Source organism: Luteimonas sp. Soil_C_5 (genome assembly GCF_057656615.1).
Genome location: NZ_JBDGKA010000001.1, coordinates 1 through 20,683, shown reverse-complemented (window position 1 = coordinate 20,683; position 20,683 = coordinate 1). Strand labels below are relative to the sequence as shown.

Here is a 20,683-nt window from a genome sequence, read left to right as displayed (position 1 = left end):
TCACCACCCGGCATCGGAATCGTCACCAGACCGTCGCAGTGCTCGCGGGTCAGCCATCGCAGAGCCGGTCGCGGCCCTCGCTTTTCGCGCGATACAGGGCCACGTCGGCCCGGCGCATCAATTGCGCGGGCGCGGTGTCCAGCGGATCGAGCATCGTCGCGCCTGCGCTGATCGTGACCTGCAGATCGTCCACCCCGCCCCAATCGTGCTTGGCCGCGAAGGTCTCGCGCAGGCGCGCATAGACCGCGTGCGCATCCTCGCGGCTGGCATCGACCAAGATCATCGCGAACTCCTCGCCGCCGATCCGCGCCGCGATGTCGGATGCCCGGCAGGCACCGGCCAGCAGCACGCCGACCTGGCGCAGCACTTCGTCGCCGACCGCGTGGCTGTGCACATCGTTGATCGCCTTGAAGCGGTCGACGTCGAGGATCAACAGGCACAGCGGCTGGCGCCGGCGATGCGCACGGGCGAACTCGCGCGCGAGCGCGGCATCGAAGCTGCGCCGGTTGGGCAATGCGGTCAGCGCGTCTTCGTAGGCCTGGCGTTCGAAGGTTTCGGCCTGCATGCGCAGGCGTCCCAGCAGCTCGGTCTTCTCGCTGTCGGCCTCGATCAGCTGTTCGGTCTGCCGCTGCAATGCCCGCGTGCGGTCGTCCACCAGCTGGCTCAACCGGTCGTTCGCGCTGCGATAGCGGCGGATCCGTTCGCGATAGACCAGCGCCAGTGCCAGCAGCACCAGCGCAATGCCCAGCGCCTGCACGCTGCGCCGTTGCCACCACAGCGGCGCGACGGCGAAACGCCATTCGGCCTCCTCGGTGCTCCATTCGCCGTCCGGATGCGCCGCGGCGATGCGCAGCACGTACTCGCCCGGCGGCAGGCCGACGAAATCCACGCTGCGCTGCCGTCCGCGCTCCACCCAGTCCGTATCCACACCGTCGAGGCGCGTGCGGAACACGATGCGGTCCGACATCAGGAAGCTCAGACCGACGTACGACACCGACAGCCGCGTGCCACCCGGCAACCGGTCGCCGTCGTGCCAGGGCGCGGATGCACCGTCGATGCGCACCGATTCGATCCGCGGCAGCGGCGAACGCCGTGCACTGAAGGTGCGCCAGCGTTCGGGATCGACCGCGCTGACGCCGCGCGCCGTCGCCATCCAGACGGAACCGTCGCGACGCAGGATCGCCGACGGCGACGAACTGCCGTTGCCCTGCGCGTTCGACATGCCGTCGATCTCGTCGTAACGCTCCAGCGCGACGCGGGCCCGGCGACCATCGGCCACCGCATCGAGATCGTCCATGCGTGCGCGCAGCATGCCGCGGTTGCTGGTGATCCAGGCGTTGCCCAGGCGGTCGGGCACGATCTGGAACACGGTGTCGACCGGCATGCCCTGCGCCAGTCCCACGTGCGCGAGCACGCCGTCGCGCTCGCGGTAGAGCCCGCGGTCCGTCGCCAGCCACACGGCGTCGCCGATGCCGCGGAACGCGAATACCGTGCGCGCGCCATCCACAGGCGGCAGGGCGACATGCCGCACGCGGCCTTCCTGCAGCACGCTGGCGCCTTCGACCGATCCGATCCACAGCGCGTCGTCGATCCACGCCAGCGACGTCACTAGGCCGGTCGGCAGCCCCTGCACCCGCGGCGTGGACACGCGGCCGTCGACCAGGCGCAGCGGACCGCTGTGGGTCGCGATCCAGACCGCGCCCTCGCCGTCGATCTCGATGGCGCGGATGTGTCCGGGAAATCCGCTGAGCCGGTCCACGACCTGGCCGTCGCGCACGCGGAAGACGCGTCCACCATAGGCGCCCACCCACAGGTCGCCGTCCGCGCCGCGTGCCAAGCTGAGCACCGACGGCGCCACGCCCGGCTGCAGCGCGACCGGGTGCAGGCGTCCATCCCCGCCCTGCCGGTCGAGCCCGCCGGTGCTGCCGATCCACAGCCGTCCGGCGCCGTCCTCGATCAGCGCGCGCACGTAGTCGCCGCTCAGCCCATCGCGGGCAAGCAGACGCTTGAACAGCGTTTCGCGGACGCGGAACAGGCCGCCGTTGGCCCCGGCCCAGACGCTGCCCTCGGCGTCCTCCAGCAACTGCACGATGCGTCCCGACGGCCGCGCGGCATCGGCCGGCGGCGCCTCGATGCCGCGCGCGCCGATGCGCAGCAGGCCGCGACTCTCGCTGCCCAGCCACAGGTCGCCGTGCCGATCCTGCAGCATCGCGGTGATGTCGCCCTGCCCCGGAATCCGGTGCACCCGCGGCGCGCGTGCGCCGTCCACGCGGTGCACGCCGTCGCCGGCGACCAGCCAGATCGCGCCATCCGGCGCGCGGTACGGCCACGCCAGGCCGGGCGCGAGACCGAACGCGGCCGGCGCCCGGCGCAGCGCACCGTCGGCCTCGCGCACCACCAGGCCGCCCATGCCACCGATCCAGATCCGGCCGTCATCGCCGACCGCCATGTGCGGATAGCTCAGCGGCAGAGGTACATCGGCCGCGGCCTCGAAGAACTCGAAGCGCCCATCCGGATGCAGGCAACCCAGCCCGCGTCCCTCGAACAGCAGCCACAGGCGCCCCTCGGCGTCCATCGCCATCGCGTGGATCAGGACCTGCGGCCAGCCCTGCTCGGCCGAGGTCCAGAACCGGAAGCTGCCATCGGCGTCGCGCTTTCCCAGATTGCCGCGCGAATCGCTGAGCCACAGCGCACCGGCCGGATCGACGTACAGCGAACCGACGCCGTTGTCGGGCAGCGCCGGATCCGGGGTGCTGCGGTCATAGACGACGAACTCCAGGCCGTCGTAGCGGACCAGACCCTCCCAGGTCGCCAGCCACAGATAGCCGTCCGGCGTCTGGGCCAGATCCCGGATCGAGTTGTGCGGCAGGCCCTCGCGCGAGGACCAGTGGTCGACGGCGTAATCGCGCAGCGGCCCGGGCGTGGCACCGGGCAACGATCCGGCCGCGGCGGCGGCGGCCGTCCACGCCAGCCCGGCCAGCAGGACGACGACACGCAGCAGGCCGCGCGCGAATGCGGCCGGGCCACCTGCACCTGCAGTCGCGTCCACGGGCCGCATGCCCCGCTCCGACGGCTGGTTTAGCGGGCCATCCGCTGGCGCACCGCTTCGAACAGCGTCACGCCAGCCGCGACCGAGACGTTGAGGCTTTCGACACCGCCCAGCGCATCGCCGCCCGGCATCGGAATCGTGACCAGGCCGTCGCAATGTTCGCGGGTCAGGCGGCGCAGGCCATCGGCCTCACCGCCCAGCACCAGCGCGACGTTGCCGCGCAGGTCGGTCGCATACAGCGTCGCGGTGGCTTCGCCGGCCAGGCCGTAGATCCACACGCCCTGCTTCTGCAGATCGCGCAGCGTGCGCGACAGATTGGTCACGCGCACCACCGGAATGCTGTCCGCCGCACCGGCCGAGGTCTTGCGCACGGTCGCGTTGACCTGCACCGCCTTGTCCTTCGGAATCACCACCGCGGTCACGCCCGCGGCCGCTGCGCTGCGCAGGCAGGCGCCGAGGTTGTGCGGATCCTGTACACCGTCGAGCACCAGCAGCAGCGCCTTGCCTTCGGCGGCCTCGACCAGACCTTCGAGTTCGTTCTCGTCCCAGGTCTTCGCCGCGGCATAGCGCGCGACCGCGCCCTGGTGACGCAGGCCACCGGCGACGCCATCGAGCGCCTGCTGGTTGACCCGGCGCACGTCGATGTCGCGGCGGCGCGCGGCCGATTCGATCTCGACGATGCGCGGATTCTTCGCGCCCGCTTCCAGCAGCACCTCGCGCACGTTCTCGGCGTCGTGCTCGATGGCCGCGGCCACGGCATTGATGCCGACGATCCACTGGTTCTGCTTGTTGGTCATGGTGCTGGGAATTCGAAGAAAGGAATGCGGGCGTCTGGACACATCGACGGGGCCGGCACCTGCGCGCCGGCCCCGCGAATGACGGCCATTCTAGCGAAACGGCCTGATCAGTAAGGCTTCTTCTCGCGCTTGGCCGGCTTGCCGCGCGGCGGCAGCGGTTTCGGGCCACCAGGGTCCTGGCCGTCCGGGTCCACCAGCCGGAAATCGATCTTGCGGTCCTCGAGGCTGGCCTTGAGCACGATGATCCGCACCCGGTCGCCGAGGCGGTACTGGCGCCCGGCACGCTGGCCGTTGAGCATCCGGCGGATCGGATCGAAGCTGTAGAAGTCGTTCGGCAGCTGGGTCACGTGGACCAGACCGTTGACCTTCGACTGGTCCAGTTCGACGAACAGGCCGAAGCTGGTCACGCCGCTGATCACGCCGTCGAACTTGCCGCCCACGTGCTGTTCCATCCACGCGGCGCGGTAGCGCTCGTCGACCTCGCGCTCGGCCTCGTCGGCGCGTCGCGAGCGCTCCGAGCACTGCAGCGACAGGCTTTCCATCAGCCTCGGCGTGTACAGGAACTTCGCCAGCGGCTGACCCGATAGCACGTGCTTGATCGCGCGGTGCACCAGCAGATCGGGGTAGCGGCGGATCGGCGAGGTGAAATGCGCGTAGGCCGCCAGCGCCAGGCCGAAGTGGCCGATGTTCTCGGGCGTGTAGACGGCCTGACTCTGGCTGCGCAGCAGCACCGATTCGAGCAGGGTCGCGTCGGGGCGCTCGCGGATCTTCTTCAGCAGCTGGGTGAAATCCTTGGGCTGCACCTTCGACCACGGCGGCAGGCGCAGCGAGAATTCCTTGAGGAATTCCAGCAGGTCCGTGTACTTCGCTTCCGGAGGCTTGTCGTGCACGCGGTACGGCGCGGGAATGGCGGCCTCGAGCAGGAAGCGCGCGGCCTCCACGTTCGCCGCGATCATGCATTCCTCGATCAGCTTGTGCGCATCGTTGCGCTGGAGCATGCCGGCCTGGGTGACTTCGCCGGTGTTGTCGAGTACGAACCGCACTTCGGACGATTCGAATTCGATCGCGCCACGCTTGGCGCGCGCCTTGGCCAGCACGGCGTAGAGCTGGTGCAGGCGTTCGACCTGCGGCAGCACCGGCTTGATCGCGGCGCGCGTGTCCTCGTCGAGTTCGCCGACCGCCTTCCACACCTGGGTATAGGTCAGGCGCGCGTGCGAATGCATCACCGCTTCGTAGAACTTCGATTCCGACACCGTGCCGTCGCGCAGCACCTGCATGTCGCAGACGAAGCACATGCGGTCGACCTTCGGCTTCAGCGAGCAGATGCCGTTGGACAGCGTCTCGGGCAGCATCGGCACGACGAAGCCCGGGAAATACACGCTGGTCGCGCGCAGCTGGGCTTCGTCGTCGAGCGGCGTACCGGGCCGCACGTAGTTCGACACGTCGGCGATCGCGACCACGAGGCGGAAGCCGTCGCGGTTGGGTTCGCAGAAGACGGCATCGTCGAAATCCTTGGCATCCTCGCCGTCGATCGTCACCAGCGGCAACGAACGCAGATCGACGCGGCCGCCGAGCATGCGTTCTTCCACGTCGACCGGCACCGCGGCCGCTTCGTCGAGCACGTCCTGCGAGAACTCGTGCGGCAGGTTGTGGCCGTGGATCGCGGCTTCGACCACCAGCGACGGCTTGAGCACATCGCCCAGCACGGTCAGCACGCGGCCGATCGGCGGACGGTGCGAATCGCCCGGCGCGGTGATCTCGCAGACGACCAGCTGGCCGTGCTGCGCGTCCTGGCGGGCGTCCACCGGGATCTGGATGTTGCGCTGGATGCGGCGATCGTCCGGCACGACATAGCTGATGCCGTGCTCGACCGAGAAGCGGCCCATCAGCCGCGTCGTGCGGCGTTCGAGCACTTCGACGACGACACCGGCGCGGCGGCCGCGTGCATCGACATTGGTGAGGCTGGCCAGCACGCGGTCGCCGTGCATGACCTTGCGCATCTCGGTCGGCGGCAGGAAGAGGTCTTCGCCCGCGCCGGAATCCGGCCGCAGGAAGCCGAAGCCTTCCGGATTGGCGATCACCGTGCCCGGGATCAGATCCATGCGTTTGGCCGGCACCAGACCGCCGCGGCGGTTCTGCAGCAGCTGGCCTTCGCGCAGCATCGCCGCGACGCGCTTGCCGAGGGCATCGGCGCGATCGGGTTCGGTCAGCTCGAGCTTGCCGGCGAGCTCGTCGAGCGTCATCGGGCCCTCGGCATCGACGAGCAACTGCAGGATCGCCTCACGACTGGCGATCGGGTTGGCATAGCGCGCGGCTTCGCGGCTGGCGTAGGGATCGTCGATCGTACCGACGGTCGGCGCATGGCGCGGCGGCGGCCGGTCGTCGCGGGGCTGCGCCGGGCGCGCGGAACGCAGCGCGCGGGTCAGGCCCGGATCGGGCATCCACGGCGGCAATGCGCCCGATGCTGACGACGTGGCAGAAGAGGATTTCGGTCCGCGGTGCGGGCCATCACGACGATCGTCCGACGGCCGGGCGGTTCCGGAGGGGGTGCGGCGTCCGCCGCGCTTGCTTGGAGGTTTAGGCATCGGGGCGATGGTACACCCCGCCCCTCGAAGCCCGCGTCGAGGCCTGTTGCGGCACGTGCACTCCGGAGCGGTGTATGCACGATGGATTTTCGTTGACAACACCCGCGCGCATCGACACCATACGCGCCCTGACCTGCCCGGGTGGCGGAATTGGTAGACGCACTAGCTTCAGGTGCTAGCGGGGGCAACTCCGTGGAGGTTCGAGTCCTCTCCCGGGCACCAAGGTCATCACAGCCTTACCAGCCGTGAACATCAAACCCGCCAACGCGGGTTTTTTTGTGCCCGCAATCCGCCGATCCCCGAGGTGCGCGCAGGCCGGCCCCGGACGACGCATCGCCAGGCGCATGCTGCGCGCAGTACGCCCGCGCTCCCGGACCTCATGGATTACCCGACGCTCAAACTGCTCCATCTGATGGCCGCGGCCACGTGGATCGGCGGCATGGTGGGCAATGGCCTCGCCGTCGCATTGTTGGCCGGATCCACTTCGGCCAACGGCCGCGCCCTGCTGGCGAGCCTGCGCCGCTGGAACCGCTGGGTGACCGCACCTGCCTTGGTGGCCGCGCTGGGCGCGGGCGCGACGCTGGCCGTGCAGGCCGGCTGGTGGGGGATGCCATGGCTGCACATCAAGCTCGCCCTGGTCCTGGCGCTGGTGGGCCTGCATATCTGGCTGAGCCGCGCACTGCGGCGCATGTCCACGGTGGACCCGTCGTGGATACCGCCAGGCGTGCTGCGCCTGGCCGCGCCGGTGACGTTCTGCACCGCATTGGCCATCGCCCTGCTCGCCCTGACGAAACCCGTCTGAGCGCGCGCCTGCGATGCGTTGCGGCCCGCTGCAGCTGCATGCGGACGGCGGATCGCGCGCGGTGCATTGACAGCGGCGCGGCGCGCCCGCAGAATTCGCGCCCTGACCTGCCCGGGTGGCGGAATTGGTAGACGCACTAGCTTCAGGTGCTAGCGGGGGCAACTCCGTGGAGGTTCGAGTCCTCTCCCGGGCACCAAGGTCATCACAGCCTTACCAGCCGTGAACATCAAACCCGCCGACGCGGGTTTTTTTGTGCCTGTCTTTTTTTTGCGGGCAGGCGACGGACTGTCGTCCCGCAGCGCCTGGCATCGCCCGGCGCGCTGCGCGCGTGTCGGATACGCGACAGCACCGTGCGTGCAGCATGTGTCGCTTCATTCGCGCTTGCGATTTCCGGGGTCGTCCGGTGTCCCCTCGCCACTGCGACGTGTCGGGTTGCCTTCAAGGGCACCCGGCATCGATTCCGGATCGTTGCGCTGATCCTGGTCGCGCTTCTCGGACGATTCGCCCGGCGTTTTCGGACCATCGGGCGTCCGCGCATCTTCAAGCGGACCGCGCGTGGTGTCGGGGGTGTCATTCCGGCTCATCGTGATCGCTCCGCGGGTGGTGGCGACAGTGTGCGCAGCCGACGCGCGGCCGCACGTGATGCCGCGTCAGCGGCCATCGAACGCTGCGCCGACCGCAGGGTCACGCCGTTCGCGCGGCTTCCCGACGCTGCTCGCGCACTTCGAACCACATGCCGTTGAGGATCGCGAACGTCGCCGCGAGGCCGATGCCGAGAATCCAGGCGAAATACCACATGAGACTGTCTCCCTTGAAGATGACGGACGCGGGCGTGCCCGCGCGGCGTCAGTAGGCGTTGGGGGTGTCGGCGACGCTGGCTTCGGTGACCTTGCCGCGCAGCACGCGGTAGACCCAGCTGGTGTAGACCAGGATCAGCGGCAGGAAGACGACCGTCGCCAGCAGCATGATCCACAGCGTCAGCGGGCTGCTCGACGCGTCCCACAGCGTCAGCCCGGCGTCCGGCACCGTGGACGACGGCAGCAGGAACGGGAAGATCGCGAGGCCCACGGTCAGGATCACGCAGGCGACCGACGTGCCCGATGCGATGAACGCCAGCATGCCCCGGCGCATGCGCAGCAGCAGCGCCGATACCAGCGCGCCGGCGATGCCGAGCGCCGGCGCGAGCATCGTCCACGGCATCGCCGCGTAGTTCTCCATCCACAGGCCCGGGGCGCGACTGACGGTCTTGAACAGCGGATTGGAGGCCTGCGCGCCATCGATGACCGACTCCACACGGAAGCCGTGGATGCCGGTGGCGATCCACACGCCCGCAGCGACGAACAGTGCTGCGCCCAGCACGGCTGCGACACTGCCGTAACGCGCTGCGCGCGCGGCGATGGGCCCGTCGGTCTTGATCACCAGCATTGCCGCGCCGTGCGCGACCAGCAGGCTCACGCTGACCAGCCCGGCCAGCAGCGCGAACGGCGTCAGCAGCGCGAAGAAGCCGCCGGTGTAGACCGGACGCAGCTCCGGGGTGAAATGGAACGGCACGCCGAGCAGCACGTTGCCGACCGCGACACCGAAGACCAGCGCCGGCACCGCGCCGCCGACGAACAGCGCCCAGTCCCAGGTCTGGCGCCAGCGCGGGTCTTCGACCTTGCCGCGGAACTTGAAGCCGACCGGCCGCAGGATCAGCGCGAACAGGATCAGGAACATCGCCAGATAAAAGCCCGAGAAACTCACCGCGTACAGCGGCGGGAACGCGGCGAAGATCGCACCGCCGCCGAGGATCAACCAGACCTGGTTGCCCTCCCACACCGGACCGATGGTGTTGACGACGATGCGGCGCTCGACATCGGTCCTGGCGACGAACGGCAGCAGCGCGCCGACGCCGAGATCGAAGCCGTCCATCACCGCGAAGCCGATCAGCAGCACACCCAGCAGCAGCCACCAGATCAGGCGCAGCGTCGCGTAGTCGAGGGGAATGAATTCCATGGCAGATCCTTGCAGAACGTGGGCGCGTCAGACGCGCGGAGCGGGCGTGCGATCGAGCGCGTCGAATGCGCGTGCATCGAGGTCCGGTGCGACGTCGTCGATCGCGGCCGGAGCGTCGTCACCGGCCGGCGGCGCCAGTACATCCGGGCCCTTGCCGATCGCATTGAGCATCAGCTTCGCGGCGACGATCGCCAGGCCCGTGTAGACGATCACGAAGCCCGCCAGCGAGATCAGGATGTCCTTGAGCGCGATGCCGGACGCGGCATAGAACGTCGGCAGCACGCCTTCCACCGCCCAAGGCTGGCGGCCGTACTCGGCGACGAACCAGCCGCATTCGATCGCGATCCACGGCAGCGGCAGGCTCCACAGTGCGACCCACAGGAAGCGCCGGCTGTCCTCGATGCGGTTGCGCGTGACCAGCCAGAACGCGAAGGCGAAGAAGGCGATCAGGTAGAACCCGATACAGGCCATGATGCGGAACGTCCAGAACAGCGGCGCCACGCGCGGCACGGTGTCCATCGCGGCCTGGGAGATTTCCTGCTCGGTCGCATCGAGGATGTCGTCGCGATAGCGCTTGAGCAGCAGCGCATGGCCGAGGTCCGGCCAGTGCTGGTCGAAGGCGGCGCGCGCCGCGGTGTCGGTCCGGTCCTCGCGCAGGGCGTCCAGCGCCGCGTAGGCCAGCTGGCCGCCGCGGATGCGCACTTCGGCCCGTTCGACCAGCTCCAGGATGCCGGGGATCTCGCCGTCCAGCGAGCGCGTCGCCATCAGTCCCATCAGGTAGGGAATCTTGATCTCGAAGCGGTTGTGCTGGTCGGCCTGGCTGGGCAGTCCGATCACGGTGAACCCGGCCGGCGCGGGCTCGGTGTGCCACATCGCCTCGATCGCGGCGAGCTTCATCTTCTGGTGTTCGGTGGCCGCATAACCGCTCTCGTCGCCCAGCACCACGACGCTCAGCGCCGAGGCCAGACCGAAGCTGGCGGCGACCGCGATCGAGCGCCGCGCGATGTCCTTGTGCTTGCCGCGCAGCAGGTAGAAGGCGCTGACCGACATCACGAAGATCGCACCGGTGACGTAGCCGGCCGAGACCGTGTGCACGAACTTGGCCTGCGCGACCGGATTGAAGATCACCGCGACGAAGTCGGTGATTTCCATGCGCATGGTGTCGGGATTGAACACCGCACCGACCGGGTTCTGCATCCAGCCGTTGGCGACCAGGATCCACAGCGCCGAGAAGTTCGCGCCCAGCGCGACCAGCCAGGTGATCACCAGATGCTGGATCTTCGACATGCGCTTCCAGCCGAAGAAGAACAGGCCGATGAAGGTCGCTTCGAGGAAGAACGCCATCAGGCCTTCGATCGCCAGCGGCGCCCCGAAGATGTCGCCGACGTAGTGGCTGTAATAGGCCCAGTTCATGCCGAACTGGAACTCCATGACGATGCCGGTCGCCACGCCCATCGCGAAGTTGATGCCGAACAGCACGCTCCAGAACAGCGTCATCCGCCGCCAGACATCGCGTCCGGTCATGACGTAGACGCTCTCCATGATCGCCATCAGGAACGAGAGTCCGAGCGTCAGCGGCACGAACAGGAAGTGGTACATCGCGGTCAGCGCGAACTGCAGGCGGGACAGCTCGACGACGGTCATGTCGATCATGGATTGCGGCCGGAACGGGTCATGCGCCAAGGCTGCGCGCCGGCCGGCGGATGGGCATTGATCCAGATCAATGCGGGGCGGGTTTCTCCCTGCTGGCGCGCGTCGCGCTTCAGCCCGGCGTCTTCGCGATTCCTGGTCCGTGATTACGGCGAGTCCGTCGTTCCGGCGATTCCGGCCCGCCGTTCCGGTCCGCCCATCTTTCCAGCCCATCTCAGCCAGTCATCCGGGCAATTCCGGCACGTCACGCTCGCAAGCCCGGCCCGTCATTCCGGCGAACGCCGGGCGTTCAACAGACGGATGTCGGGTCATCCACCGGCTTCGACGCCGTGGACGGACACGCGCTGGCGGCGCGCAAGACGCTGGATGACCGCACTTCGCGCTGTTGGAAGACGCTTCCGGCGTTCGCCGGGATGACCGGGTCAGGCGTTCGTGGGCCTCTCGGTCACCGCAGCCACGCACAGATCCAAGCCGCTACAGCCCGGCAGCACGCCGCAGCGCCGCCACATCGACCAGATCGATCCGCCGCGGATCCTCGAATGCGATCGCCCCGCTCTGCCGCAGCTTGGTGAAGCTGCGGCTCACCGTTTCGATCGTGAGGCCGAGATGGTCGGCGATGTCGGCCCGGGTCATCGGCAGGTCGACGTGATGCGCCGGTCCGCCGCGCTGCTGCTGGCGTCCGCCCAGTTCGACCAGGAAGCCGGCCAGCCGCTCGCCCGGCCCGAGCCGCGCCAGCAGCATCAGGTTGCCGCGGGTGGCATCGAGTTCGCTGCAAGCCTGGGCCAGCATTCCGGATTCGAGTTCTGGATAGCGCTGGCACAGGCTGCGCATCGACTGCATGGGAAACACGCACAGCACGCAGTCGGTCACGGCCTCGAGGGTGTGGCGGTACTGCGGAGCGCCGCTGAAGCCGATGAAGTCGCCGGCCATCAGGAAGCCCGCGACCAGCCGGCGGCCGTCGGGCAGCAGGCGCACGCGGCGCAGCATGCCGCGGGTGACGGTGTAGACCTCGCGGCGCGGGTCGCCTTCGCTGGCCAGCGTGGCGCCGACGGGCAGCAGCACTTCACCGGCAGCGGCCTCCAGTGCATGCGTTTCCGCGGCGGGAATGGAAGCGCAGATCGCGAGCGGCCGGGCCAGGCAACCATCGCAGCCCCCGTGCGGCGCACGTTTGGGGCTGCCGACCGCCGCATGACGCGCGGCGCCGCTGGACTCGGTGGCACTGCGCGATCGGGGCTTGGTGTCCATGCGGACGCCATGATAACCGGGGCGTTCCCGGCGCCGGCACGGACAGGATGCCTCCGGGGCGCCGCAGACCCGTGGAACTCAATGCGCGCGGGCCCAGCCAGGCCGTCCCGACGCCCGATTCGTCCACGTGCACACCGCAACGCAGCAGCTGCGACCACCACCCGCTAAAATCCCGGTTCCGCCGCAGATGCTGTCCCGATGACCGAGTCCGTCCGTTCCCCCTTCCATGGCTTCGAGCAGTTGCCGCTGCGCGAGTTCGCCGAGCGCGCCTATCTCGACTACTCGATGTACGTGGTGCTGGACCGCGCACTGCCGTTCATCGGCGACGGCCTCAAGCCCGTGCAGCGCCGCATCATCTACGCGATGAGCGAGCTGGGCCTGGGCGCGGCGGCGAAGCCGAAGAAGTCCGCGCGCACCGTCGGCGACGTGATCGGCAAATACCATCCGCATGGCGACAGCGCGTGCTACGAGGCGCTGGTGCTGATGGCGCAGCCGTTCTCGTACCGCTATCCGCTGATCGACGGCCAGGGCAACTTCGGTTCCAGCGACGATCCGAAATCCTTCGCGGCGATGCGCTACACCGAATCGAAGATGACGCCGATCGCGGAGATGCTGCTGGCCGAACTCGGCCACGGCACCGTCGACTGGACCGACAACTTCGACGGCACGATGCAGGAGCCCTCGTGGCTGCCGGCGCGTCTGCCGCATCTGCTGCTCAACGGCACCACCGGCATCGCGGTCGGCATGGCGACCGACGTGCCGCCGCACAACGTCAACGAGATCGTCAGCGCCTGTCTGCGCCTGCTCGACGATCCCGACGCCACCGTGCGCGATCTGTGCGAACACGTGCGCGGCCCGGACTATCCGACGTCGGCCGAGATCATCACCCCGGCCAGCGATCTGCTGGCGATGTACGAGACCGGCCACGGCAGCGTGCGCGCCCGCGCGACGTACCAGAAGGAACACGCCAACATCGTGATCACGGCGCTGCCCTACCAGGTCAGCCCGAGCAAGGTGATCGAGCAGATCGCGGCGCAGATGCGCGCCAAGAAACTGCCGTGGCTGGAAGACATCCGCGACGAATCCGACCACGCCAATCCGGTGCGCGTGGTGCTGATTCCGCGCTCGAACCGCGTCGACGTCGACCAGCTGATGGGCCATCTGTTCGCGACGACGGATCTGGAAAAGAGCTATCGCGTCAACCTCAACATCATCGGTCTCGACGGCCGTCCGCAGGTCAAGAACCTGCGCATGCTGCTGGGCGAATGGCTGCAGTTCCGCACCGACACCGTGACCCGGCGCCTGGCCCATCGCCTGGACAAGGTCGAGCGCCGCCTGCACCTGCTCGATGGCCTGCTGGTCGCGTTCCTCAACCTGGATGAAGTGATCCACATCATCCGCACCGAGGACGAACCGCGCGCCGTGCTGCAGGCGCGCTTCGACCTCAGCGACGAGCAGGTCGACTACATCCTCGAGACGCGCCTGCGTCAGCTCGCGCGCCTGGAAGAGATGAAGATCCGCGGCGAACAGGCCGAGCTGGAAAGCGAGCGCGATCGCCTGATTTCGACGCTCGACAGCAAGAGCAAGCTGAAGAAGCTGATCAAGGACGAGCTGATCGCCGATGCCAAGAAGTTCGGCGATGCCCGCCGCTCGCCGCTGGTGGTGCGCGGCAGCGCGCAGGCACTCGACGAAAGCGATCTGGTGCCGAGCGAGCCGGTGACGATCGTCGTCAGCGAAAAGGGCTGGGTCCGCGCGGCCAAGGGCCATGACGTGGATCCGGCCGGCATGAACTACCGCGACGGCGACAGCCTGCTCGCCTTCGCACGCGGACGCAGCACGCAGCAGGTCGCGTTCCTCGATTCCAATGGCCGCAGCTATTCGACGATCGCGCACTCGCTGCCGTCGGCGCGCGGCAATGGCGAGCCGCTGACCGGACGCTTCTCGCCGGCCGCCGGCGCGGCGTTCCAGGCCATCGCCAGCGGCGAAGCCGATGCGCGCTTCGTCATCGCGTCCTCGCACGGCTACGGCTTCGTGACCCGCTTCGAGAACCTCACCGGCCGGCAGAAGGCCGGCAAGGCGATGCTGTCGCTGTCGCCCGGCTCGACCGTGCTGCAGCCTGCGCCGGTACGCGCGGTGGATGCCGATCGTCTGGTCGTGGTGACCAGCGCCGGCCACCTGCTGGCGTTCCCGGTGAGCGAACTGCCGGAACTCGACAAGGGCAAAGGCAACAAGATCATCGAGATTCCCAAGGCCAAGCGCGGCACCGAACAGGTGGTCGCGGTGGCGGTGATCGCACCGGGCAATGCGCTGCTGGTGCGCTCGGGCACGCGCACGATGACCCTGACGTTCAAGGATCTCGACACCTACATCGGGCCGCGCGCCTCGCGCGGCGGCCTGCTGCCGCGTGGCTGGCAGAAGGTCGAAGGGCTGGCGGTCGAGTAACGGCGCGGGCGCGGCGGATACCCGCCGCGCGCGCCCCATCATCGATCGAACATCTGTGGGAGCGCGCTCGCGCGCGACGGAACGCGCGAGCAGGCCATCGCGCCCACGGCCTTTTCTGCGATAGAGGGAAGCCACATGCAGCCCGGTTTCTGGCACGAACGCTGGTCGAGCAACCGCATCGGTTTCCATCTCGATGCACCGCTGCCGCTGCTGCTGACGCACTGGCCGGCCCTCGAGCTGGCGCCGGATGCACGCGTGTTCGTGCCGCTGTGCGGCAAATCACTGGACATGGTGTGGCTGGCCGAACGCGGCCACCGCGTGCTCGGCGTCGAACTCTCGGAACTGGCGGTGCGCCAGTTCTTCGACGAACGCGGGCTGGTTCCGGCGACCCACGCGTCGGCCGCCGGGCGACACTTCATCGCGGGCGCCTACGAACTGATCGTCGGTGACGCCTTCGCGCTGGACGCCGACGTGCTTGCCGGGTGCGCGGGCATGTACGACCGCGCCGCGCTGATCGCGCTGCCGCCGCCGCTGCGCGCGACCTATGCGGCCACCACGTGGCGTCGCATGCCGCCGGGCTGCCGGGGACTGCTGGTCACGCTGGAATATCCGCAGCCGGAAAAGGCCGGGCCACCGTTCTCGGTCTCGGCCGACGAGGTGCATGCGTTGCTGGCGGCGGACTGGACCGTCGCCCTGGCCGAGCGGCGCGACATCCTGGCGAAGGAGCCGGGCTTCGGCGTTTCGGCGTTGTCGACGGCGGTATACCGGTTGGATCGACGGGGCTGAGGCGCGGGGCGCGTGCCGCGCATCTCGGAACCGGGAGACACCCTCGCGACGCGGACCATCCACAGAGCGGGCCGCTCCAGTCGTTCGACGCACCGTGCAACCGCGGTCCGCGATCAGCCGGACGCCACATGCGAACACCACGCGCGAATGCGCCGCTGCGCCCCCCAACGCCGATCGCCCGCGACAGGCGCGGGCGATTGGGCATCACGGGTGGACCGCGGCAAGGCCGCGGGGCGCGTCAACCCACGCCGGCGTGGGTGCCCTCGGCTTCGCCCATGCGGCTCTGCTGATAGTTGGCCAGGCCGATCATCGTGATCAGGCGCAGCTGCTTTTCCAGCCAGTAGGTGTGGTCTTCCTCGGTATCGGCCAGCTGCGTGAGCAGCACTTCGCGGCTGACGAAATCCTCGTGCCGCTCGCATAGCGCGATGCCCTTAGCGAGGTTCTCGCGCACCTGGTATTCGAGATCCAGATCCTTGCGCAGCATCTCCTCGACGGTGCGTCCCGGCTCGAACGCATCGGGACGCATGTCCGGATCGCCTTCCAGGAACAGGATGCGCCGCAGCAGCGCGTCGGCGTGCTGGGTTTCCTCTTCCATCTCGTGGTTGATGCGCGCATAGAGCTGGTGCAGGCCCAGGTCCTCGTAGCGCCGCGAATGCAGGAAATACTGGTCACGCGCCGCCAGCTCCCCGCGGAGCAGGAACTTCAGGTAATCGACGACTTCGGGATGACCCTTCATGGCGGTGCTCGTGCGGCGTGGACTGGGCGCAGTCTAGCGAGCGCCCGATGACGATGTTCGGATGCGAATAGATGCATTTCGCATTCGCAACGCCGCCCACGGCAACCGCGGCTGTACCACGCCGACGCGGGGCTGCATCCACGCACGCATCCGCGTAGACTCCGGCGCCTTCCGCCTGTCGCCCCCATGAAGATCGGCATCGATTTCGGTACCAGCTATTCCGCCGCCGCCGCCCGTATCGGCGAGCGCCTGGTGCACATCCAGTTCGACGGACAACCGCAGTTCCGCACCGCGGTGTTTTTCCCGACCACGCTGCCCGACCTCGACGATTTCGCGCTCGACGATGCGATGGAGGCCGAGGTGGAGTCCCTGATGCGCGCCCTGCGCACCGAGCAGAGCCGCGCTGGTGGCGCTGTGCGTCCGTCGGCGCAGCTGCGCCGCGACGCGGTGCGCGTGGTGCGCCGGCAGTGGCTGGAGGCGCGCATGCGCGAGGCGGAAAGTTCGGCGGCCGACCTGCAGCACGCGGTCTTCGGCGAGGCGGCGATCGAGAGCTACCTGCTCGAAGGCAGCGGCAACCTGGTGCAGTCACCGAAGTCGATGCTCGGCTTCAACCTGCATCCGCGTGCCAAGGAGACGATCACCGGCATCGCCGCGCACATCCTCGAGCACATCCGCCTGACCGCGAGCCAGCAGCTGGGCACGACCGTGCGCGCGGCGACGCTGGGCCGCCCGGTGCGCTTCCGCAGTTCGCTCGGCGAAGCCGGTGGCGAGCAGGCGCTGGCGCTGCTGCGCGAGGCCGCGGGCCAGGCCGGCTTCGATTCGATCGAATTCCTCGAAGAACCCGCCGCGGCGGCGCTGCACTATCACGCCGGCAGTCCGGACCGGCACACCACGCTGGTCGTCGATATCGGCGGCGGCACCACCGACATCGCGCTGGCCGAGATCGGCGGCGCTGCGGCGCCGCAGGTGCATCGCGCCTGGGGCGTGGCCAACGGCGGCACCGACGTCGATCTGGCGCTGAGCATGGCCCAGGTCATGCCGCTGTTCGGCAAGGGCGCCAGCCGCATCCCGGTGCACCACTTCGTCGAGGCGGCGACGGTGCAGGACATGCCGCGCCAGCGCGATTTCCACAAGCGCGATTTCGGCCATGTCGATGCGCCCTTCGGCCCGCGCCTGCAGGCGCTGCAGCGCGACGGCGGCACCACGCGCCTCTATCGCGGCGTGGAAGGCATGAAGGTGCACCTGAGCAGCGCCGACGACGCCGGCCACACGCTGGACTACATCGAGCCGGGCCTGCAGGTCGACGCCACGCGCGGCGATCTCGAAGCCGCCAGCGCGCGCTTCCTCGACACCATCGGCGCGCTGCTCGACGAGGTGCGCGGCGATCTCGCATCGCCGCCCGACAGCCTGTTCCTCACCGGCGGCATGTCCGGCGCGCCCTATGTCCAGGCCGCCGCGCAGGCCCGGTTCCCGCAGGCGCGCATCGTCCGCGGCGATCCCTCGCTGGGCGTGGTCTCCGGACTGGCCGAGCACGCGCGCAACGACTGAGCCAGCGCGCGCGGCCGACGCCGTGCGCCCTGCCACGCCGCATCGGCCGTTGGACGATTCGCGACGGAACGCGTGTCGCGCTTCGTCAAGCAGGGCGGATCCCGCGAAGCGGCGTGGAATAATCCCCGGACGCCGCATCTCCGTTGCGGCACTGGGGAGGCGCGATGCGCACGTGGATCCTGCGGGCCCTGCTCGCGCTTGTCGTCCTGACCGTGCTGGCCGCGGTGGCCGTGTGGTGGCTGCTGCGCGGCAGCCTGCCGCAGCTCGATGGCGAACTCGCCCTGCCCGGCCTGTCGGCCCCGGTCTCGATTGCACGCGACGCTGACGGCGTGGTCACCATCGACGCGCAGAACGAGGACGACGCCGCGCGTGCGCTGGGCTACGTGCACGCGCAGGAGCGCTACTTCGAAATGGACCTGATGCGGCGCGTGCCGTCTGGCGAACTGTCGGGGCTGTTCGGCGCGCGCGCGTTCGAGACCGATGCGCGCAACCGCACCCATCGCATGCGCGCCCGCGTGGACGCGAACCTGTCCGACATGGCCGGTGGCCGCATGGCGCAGCTGCAGGCCTACACCGAGGGCGTCAACGCCGGACTGGCCGCGTTGCGCGTGCGGCCCTGGCCCTATCTGCTGCTGCGCCAGCAACCGGCGCCATGGACGCCCGCCGATTCCGCGCTGACCGGCTTTGCGATGTATTTCGACCTGCAGGATGCGACCAACCGCAACGAGCGCGCACTCGATGCGCTGCGCACGCTCGTGTCGCCGGCGCTGTACGCATTGATCACCCATGACGGCAGCACGTGGGATGCCCCCCTGTTCGGCGCGGCGCGCGGCGACGCGGTGTTGCCGGGCGCGGATGCGGTGGACCTGCGCACCCTGCCCGCGCCCGAGGCCGGCAGCGGACACACGCCGACATCGGACATCGCCGCGGCCTCGCGCACCGCTGCTGGCGCAGACGCGCATGGCGTCGCGTCGGCGTCTGCCACTCCCGCAACGCGCGCCTTGCCCGACTGGATCGCGCAGGTGGCGGACAGGTCCGACGGCGCCGGCGACCTGCGCCCGGGCAGCAACAACTTCGCGGTCTCCGGCGCGCTGACGGCAGACGGCCGTGCCCTCGTCGCCGACGACATGCACCTGGGCCTGCGCGTGCCCAACATCTGGTTCCGCGCGCGCCTGCGCTATCCCCACCCGCGTGCGCCCGACGGTCGCGTCGACGTCTCCGGCTTCACCCTGCCCGGCTTGCCGGCCGTGATCGTCGGCAGCACCGGCCATGTCGCCTGGGGCTTCACCAACAGCTACGGCGACTACCTCGACTGGCAGCGCGTGCGCCCCTGCGCCCCGGACACCACACCGACCGGCGGCTGCACGCCGGTCGTCCGCCATGTCGAACGTATCGAGGTCGCAGGCGAAGCGCCACGCACGCTGGAGATCGACGAGACCGCGTGGGGGCCGATCGTGCACCGCGATGCCCATGCCGGCGATGCGCTCGCGCTGCGCTGGGTGGCGCATCTACCCGGCGCGCTGAATTTCGCGCTGGGCGATTTCGCGTATGCGCGTGATCTCGACGACGCCCTGGCGATCGCGGACCGCACTGCGACGCCGACACAGAACCTCGTCATCGGCGACGCCCAGGGCCGCATCGCCTGGCGCCTGCTCGGACCGCTGCCGGTGCGCGGCCCCGGTTGCGCAGGCGCCACGATTTCGGTGCCGCCGCTGGCGGATGCACCCGCGACCGACGCGCCTGCCGACGGTATCGGGAACGTTTGCGCCCCCTGGCCGATCGCCACCAACGTGTCACCGGTGCTGCGTTCGCCCGACGCCGATCGCCTGTGGACTGCCAACACCCGCGTCGTCGACGGCGACGCCCTCGCACGCATCGGCGATGGCGGCGGCGCCCTCGGCGCCCGCGCGCAACAGATCCGCGACGTCCTCCAGGCCGGCACGCAGTTCACCGAGACCGACCTGCTGGCCCTGCAACTCGACGACCGCGCCGTCCTGATGACGCGCTGGTGGCAGCTGCTGGGCGAACGCGCGCCGCGCGAGGGTGACAGCGCACTGCGCGCCCTGGCGGAGGCATCGCGCGACTGGTCGGGTCGGGCCGATGTCGACTCGGCCGGCTACCGCCTGGTCCGCGCCTGGCGTCTGGCGGTGCACGAGCGCATCACCGACGGCCTGCTGGCACCGGCCCGGGCCGCGGCAGGCGACGCGTTCGAGATGCCGGGGCTGTCGCATCTCGAGGGTGTGGTCTGGCCCCTGCTGCAGCAACGCCCCGCGCACCTGTTGCCGCGCCGGTTCGCCTGCGATGACGACGACTGCAGCGCGGCAGGCGTTGCCGGCTGGGATGCTCTGCTGGAAGACGCGGCGCAGCAGGTCCGCGATGAATTCGCCGACGCGGGCCCGCTGGCCGAACGCCGCTGGGGCGAGCGCAACACCGCGGCGATCTGTCATCCGCTGGCCTCCGCCCTGCCGGGCATCGCGCGCCGTCACCTGTGCATGCCGGCCGACCCGTTGCCCGGCGACAGCATGATGCCGCGCGTGCAGGCCCCCGATTTCGGCGCATCGCAGCGCATGGTGGTCGCGCCCGGTCACGAAGCCGACGGCCTCGCGCACATGCCCGGTGGCCAGAGCGGCCATCCGCTGTCGCCGTACTGGGGCGCCGGGCATGCCGATTGGGTGCAGGGACGGGCTTCGCCGTTTCTGCCGCAGGCGACGGCGCATACGTTGCAACTGGTGCCGGAGGCGCGCACGGGGCGCTGATTTCGATCCGGGTTGGCGTCGGCTTGCTTTTGACGTCGGCGTTGGCTCCATGCTTCGCTATCGCTTCGGCTTCGGCTTCCGATTCGGCTTCGGCTGGTTTTGGCTTTGGCTTTGGCTTTGGCTTTGGCTGTGGCTGTGGCTGTGGCTGTGGCTGTGGCTGTGGCTGCCAGCCTTTGATCTACCGAGCCGTAAAGCGAGCCGAGCATCGCAGGACAGCGGGGCCGAAGAGCAGCCCATGTCTGAGCGCAGCGAGTTTGGGCTGCGTGCCCCGCTGTCCGAGAAGCGCAGGGCA

15 protein-coding genes and 2 tRNA genes are annotated in these 20,683 nt (G+C 69.4%); 8 read left to right on the top strand and 9 right to left on the bottom strand.

The window, feature by feature from the left end:
* Positions 1-49: 49 nt before the first annotated feature.
* From AC3A5K_RS00085 to rnr, 3 genes are all read right to left on the bottom strand, one after another.
* Positions 50-3,058 carry a diguanylate cyclase gene (locus AC3A5K_RS00085; protein ID WP_487615492.1) on the bottom strand — a complete coding sequence of 1,003 codons (3,009 nt, stop codon included), beginning with the start codon at positions 3,056-3,058 and terminating at the stop codon, positions 50-52.
* A 20-nt stretch (positions 3,059-3,078) separates the two neighbouring features.
* The gene (gene rlmB, locus AC3A5K_RS00080) at positions 3,079-3,846 is read right to left on the bottom strand and encodes a 23S rRNA (guanosine(2251)-2'-O)-methyltransferase RlmB (protein ID WP_487615491.1); all 768 of its coding nucleotides are present in this window, start codon (positions 3,844-3,846) and stop codon (positions 3,079-3,081) included.
* A gap of 107 nt (positions 3,847-3,953) precedes the next feature.
* The gene (gene rnr, locus AC3A5K_RS00075) at positions 3,954-6,431 is read right to left on the bottom strand and encodes a ribonuclease R (RefSeq protein ID WP_487615490.1); all 2,478 of its coding nucleotides are present in this window, start codon (positions 6,429-6,431) and stop codon (positions 3,954-3,956) included.
* A 135-nt stretch (positions 6,432-6,566) separates the two neighbouring features.
* Here rnr and AC3A5K_RS00070 point away from each other — a divergent pair.
* The 3 genes from AC3A5K_RS00070 to AC3A5K_RS00060 all read left to right on the top strand — a co-directional run bounded on the left by AC3A5K_RS00070 (position 6,567) and on the right by AC3A5K_RS00060 (position 7,429).
* Positions 6,567-6,653 (top strand) — tRNA-Leu (locus AC3A5K_RS00070).
* A 157-nt stretch (positions 6,654-6,810) separates the two neighbouring features.
* Positions 6,811-7,233, top strand: a complete 423-nt coding sequence (locus tag AC3A5K_RS00065) for a HemJ family protein (protein ID WP_487615489.1) — start codon at positions 6,811-6,813, stop codon at positions 7,231-7,233.
* 109 nt (positions 7,234-7,342) lie between these two features.
* A tRNA-Leu gene (locus AC3A5K_RS00060) sits at positions 7,343-7,429 on the top strand.
* A 175-nt stretch (positions 7,430-7,604) separates the two neighbouring features.
* On the opposite strand, the gene AC3A5K_RS00055 is transcribed toward AC3A5K_RS00060, so the two are convergent.
* From AC3A5K_RS00055 to AC3A5K_RS00035, 5 genes are all read right to left on the bottom strand, one after another.
* The gene (locus AC3A5K_RS00055) at positions 7,605-7,817 is read right to left on the bottom strand and encodes a hypothetical protein (protein ID WP_487615488.1); all 213 of its coding nucleotides are present in this window, start codon (positions 7,815-7,817) and stop codon (positions 7,605-7,607) included.
* A 100-nt stretch (positions 7,818-7,917) separates the two neighbouring features.
* Positions 7,918-8,031 (bottom strand): cytochrome bd-I oxidase subunit CydX, encoded by a 114-nt coding sequence (gene cydX, locus AC3A5K_RS00050; protein ID WP_487615487.1) that lies wholly within the window; start codon positions 8,029-8,031, stop codon positions 7,918-7,920.
* A 48-nt stretch (positions 8,032-8,079) separates the two neighbouring features.
* A complete protein-coding gene (gene cydB, locus AC3A5K_RS00045) occupies positions 8,080-9,228 on the bottom strand; it encodes a cytochrome d ubiquinol oxidase subunit II (RefSeq protein ID WP_487615486.1) in 1,149 nt (382 codons plus the stop codon).
* A 27-nt stretch (positions 9,229-9,255) separates the two neighbouring features.
* Entirely contained in the window at positions 9,256-10,881 is a 1,626-nt protein-coding gene (locus AC3A5K_RS00040; protein WP_487615485.1) for a cytochrome ubiquinol oxidase subunit I, read from the bottom strand.
* Positions 10,882-11,352: 471 nt separating this feature from the next.
* Complete coding sequence (locus tag AC3A5K_RS00035) at positions 11,353-12,123, bottom strand: Crp/Fnr family transcriptional regulator (protein WP_487615484.1); 771 nt, start codon at positions 12,121-12,123, stop codon at positions 11,353-11,355.
* Positions 12,124-12,321: 198 nt separating this feature from the next.
* Between AC3A5K_RS00035 and parC the strand changes: the two genes are divergently transcribed.
* The gene (parC, locus tag AC3A5K_RS00030) at positions 12,322-14,565 is read left to right on the top strand and encodes a DNA topoisomerase IV subunit A (protein ID WP_487615483.1); all 2,244 of its coding nucleotides are present in this window, start codon (positions 12,322-12,324) and stop codon (positions 14,563-14,565) included.
* 135 nt (positions 14,566-14,700) lie between these two features.
* Positions 14,701-15,351 (top strand): thiopurine S-methyltransferase, encoded by a 651-nt coding sequence (locus tag AC3A5K_RS00025; protein ID WP_487615482.1) that lies wholly within the window; start codon positions 14,701-14,703, stop codon positions 15,349-15,351.
* A 238-nt stretch (positions 15,352-15,589) separates the two neighbouring features.
* Here AC3A5K_RS00025 and bfr read toward each other — a convergent pair whose 3' ends face one another.
* Complete coding sequence (gene bfr, locus AC3A5K_RS00020) at positions 15,590-16,087, bottom strand: bacterioferritin (RefSeq protein WP_487615481.1); 498 nt, start codon at positions 16,085-16,087, stop codon at positions 15,590-15,592.
* Positions 16,088-16,273: 186 nt separating this feature from the next.
* Between bfr and AC3A5K_RS00015 the strand changes: the two genes are divergently transcribed.
* The 3 genes from AC3A5K_RS00015 to AC3A5K_RS00005 form a co-directional block, all read left to right on the top strand.
* Positions 16,274-17,635 (top strand): Hsp70 family protein, encoded by a 1,362-nt coding sequence (locus AC3A5K_RS00015; RefSeq protein ID WP_487615480.1) that lies wholly within the window; start codon positions 16,274-16,276, stop codon positions 17,633-17,635.
* A 164-nt stretch (positions 17,636-17,799) separates the two neighbouring features.
* The gene (locus AC3A5K_RS00010) at positions 17,800-20,391 is read left to right on the top strand and encodes a penicillin acylase family protein (protein WP_487615479.1); all 2,592 of its coding nucleotides are present in this window, start codon (positions 17,800-17,802) and stop codon (positions 20,389-20,391) included.
* Between the two features lie 49 nt (positions 20,392-20,440).
* A partial coding sequence (locus tag AC3A5K_RS00005) for a hypothetical protein (protein WP_487615478.1) occupies positions 20,441-20,683 on the top strand: 243 nt, incomplete at its 3' end.

Coding starts and splice junctions, on each gene's coding strand:
- AC3A5K_RS00085 (WP_487615492.1), bottom strand. CDS start 3,058: ATGCGGCCCGTGGACGCGACTGCAGGTGCAGGTGGCCCGGCCGCATTC.
- rlmB (WP_487615491.1), bottom strand. CDS start 3,846: ATGACCAACAAGCAGAACCAGTGGATCGTCGGCATCAATGCCGTGGCC.
- rnr (WP_487615490.1), bottom strand. CDS start 6,431: ATGCCTAAACCTCCAAGCAAGCGCGGCGGACGCCGCACCCCCTCCGGA.
- AC3A5K_RS00065 (WP_487615489.1), top strand. CDS start 6,811: ATGGATTACCCGACGCTCAAACTGCTCCATCTGATGGCCGCGGCCACG.
- AC3A5K_RS00055 (WP_487615488.1), bottom strand. CDS start 7,817: ATGAGCCGGAATGACACCCCCGACACCACGCGCGGTCCGCTTGAAGAT.
- cydX (WP_487615487.1), bottom strand. CDS start 8,031: ATGTGGTATTTCGCCTGGATTCTCGGCATCGGCCTCGCGGCGACGTTC.
- cydB (WP_487615486.1), bottom strand. CDS start 9,228: ATGGAATTCATTCCCCTCGACTACGCGACGCTGCGCCTGATCTGGTGG.
- AC3A5K_RS00040 (WP_487615485.1), bottom strand. CDS start 10,881: ATGATCGACATGACCGTCGTCGAGCTGTCCCGCCTGCAGTTCGCGCTG.
- AC3A5K_RS00035 (WP_487615484.1), bottom strand. CDS start 12,123: ATGGACACCAAGCCCCGATCGCGCAGTGCCACCGAGTCCAGCGGCGCC.
- parC (WP_487615483.1), top strand. CDS start 12,322: ATGACCGAGTCCGTCCGTTCCCCCTTCCATGGCTTCGAGCAGTTGCCG.
- AC3A5K_RS00025 (WP_487615482.1), top strand. CDS start 14,701: ATGCAGCCCGGTTTCTGGCACGAACGCTGGTCGAGCAACCGCATCGGT.
- bfr (WP_487615481.1), bottom strand. CDS start 16,087: ATGAAGGGTCATCCCGAAGTCGTCGATTACCTGAAGTTCCTGCTCCGC.
- AC3A5K_RS00015 (WP_487615480.1), top strand. CDS start 16,274: ATGAAGATCGGCATCGATTTCGGTACCAGCTATTCCGCCGCCGCCGCC.
- AC3A5K_RS00010 (WP_487615479.1), top strand. CDS start 17,800: ATGCGCACGTGGATCCTGCGGGCCCTGCTCGCGCTTGTCGTCCTGACC.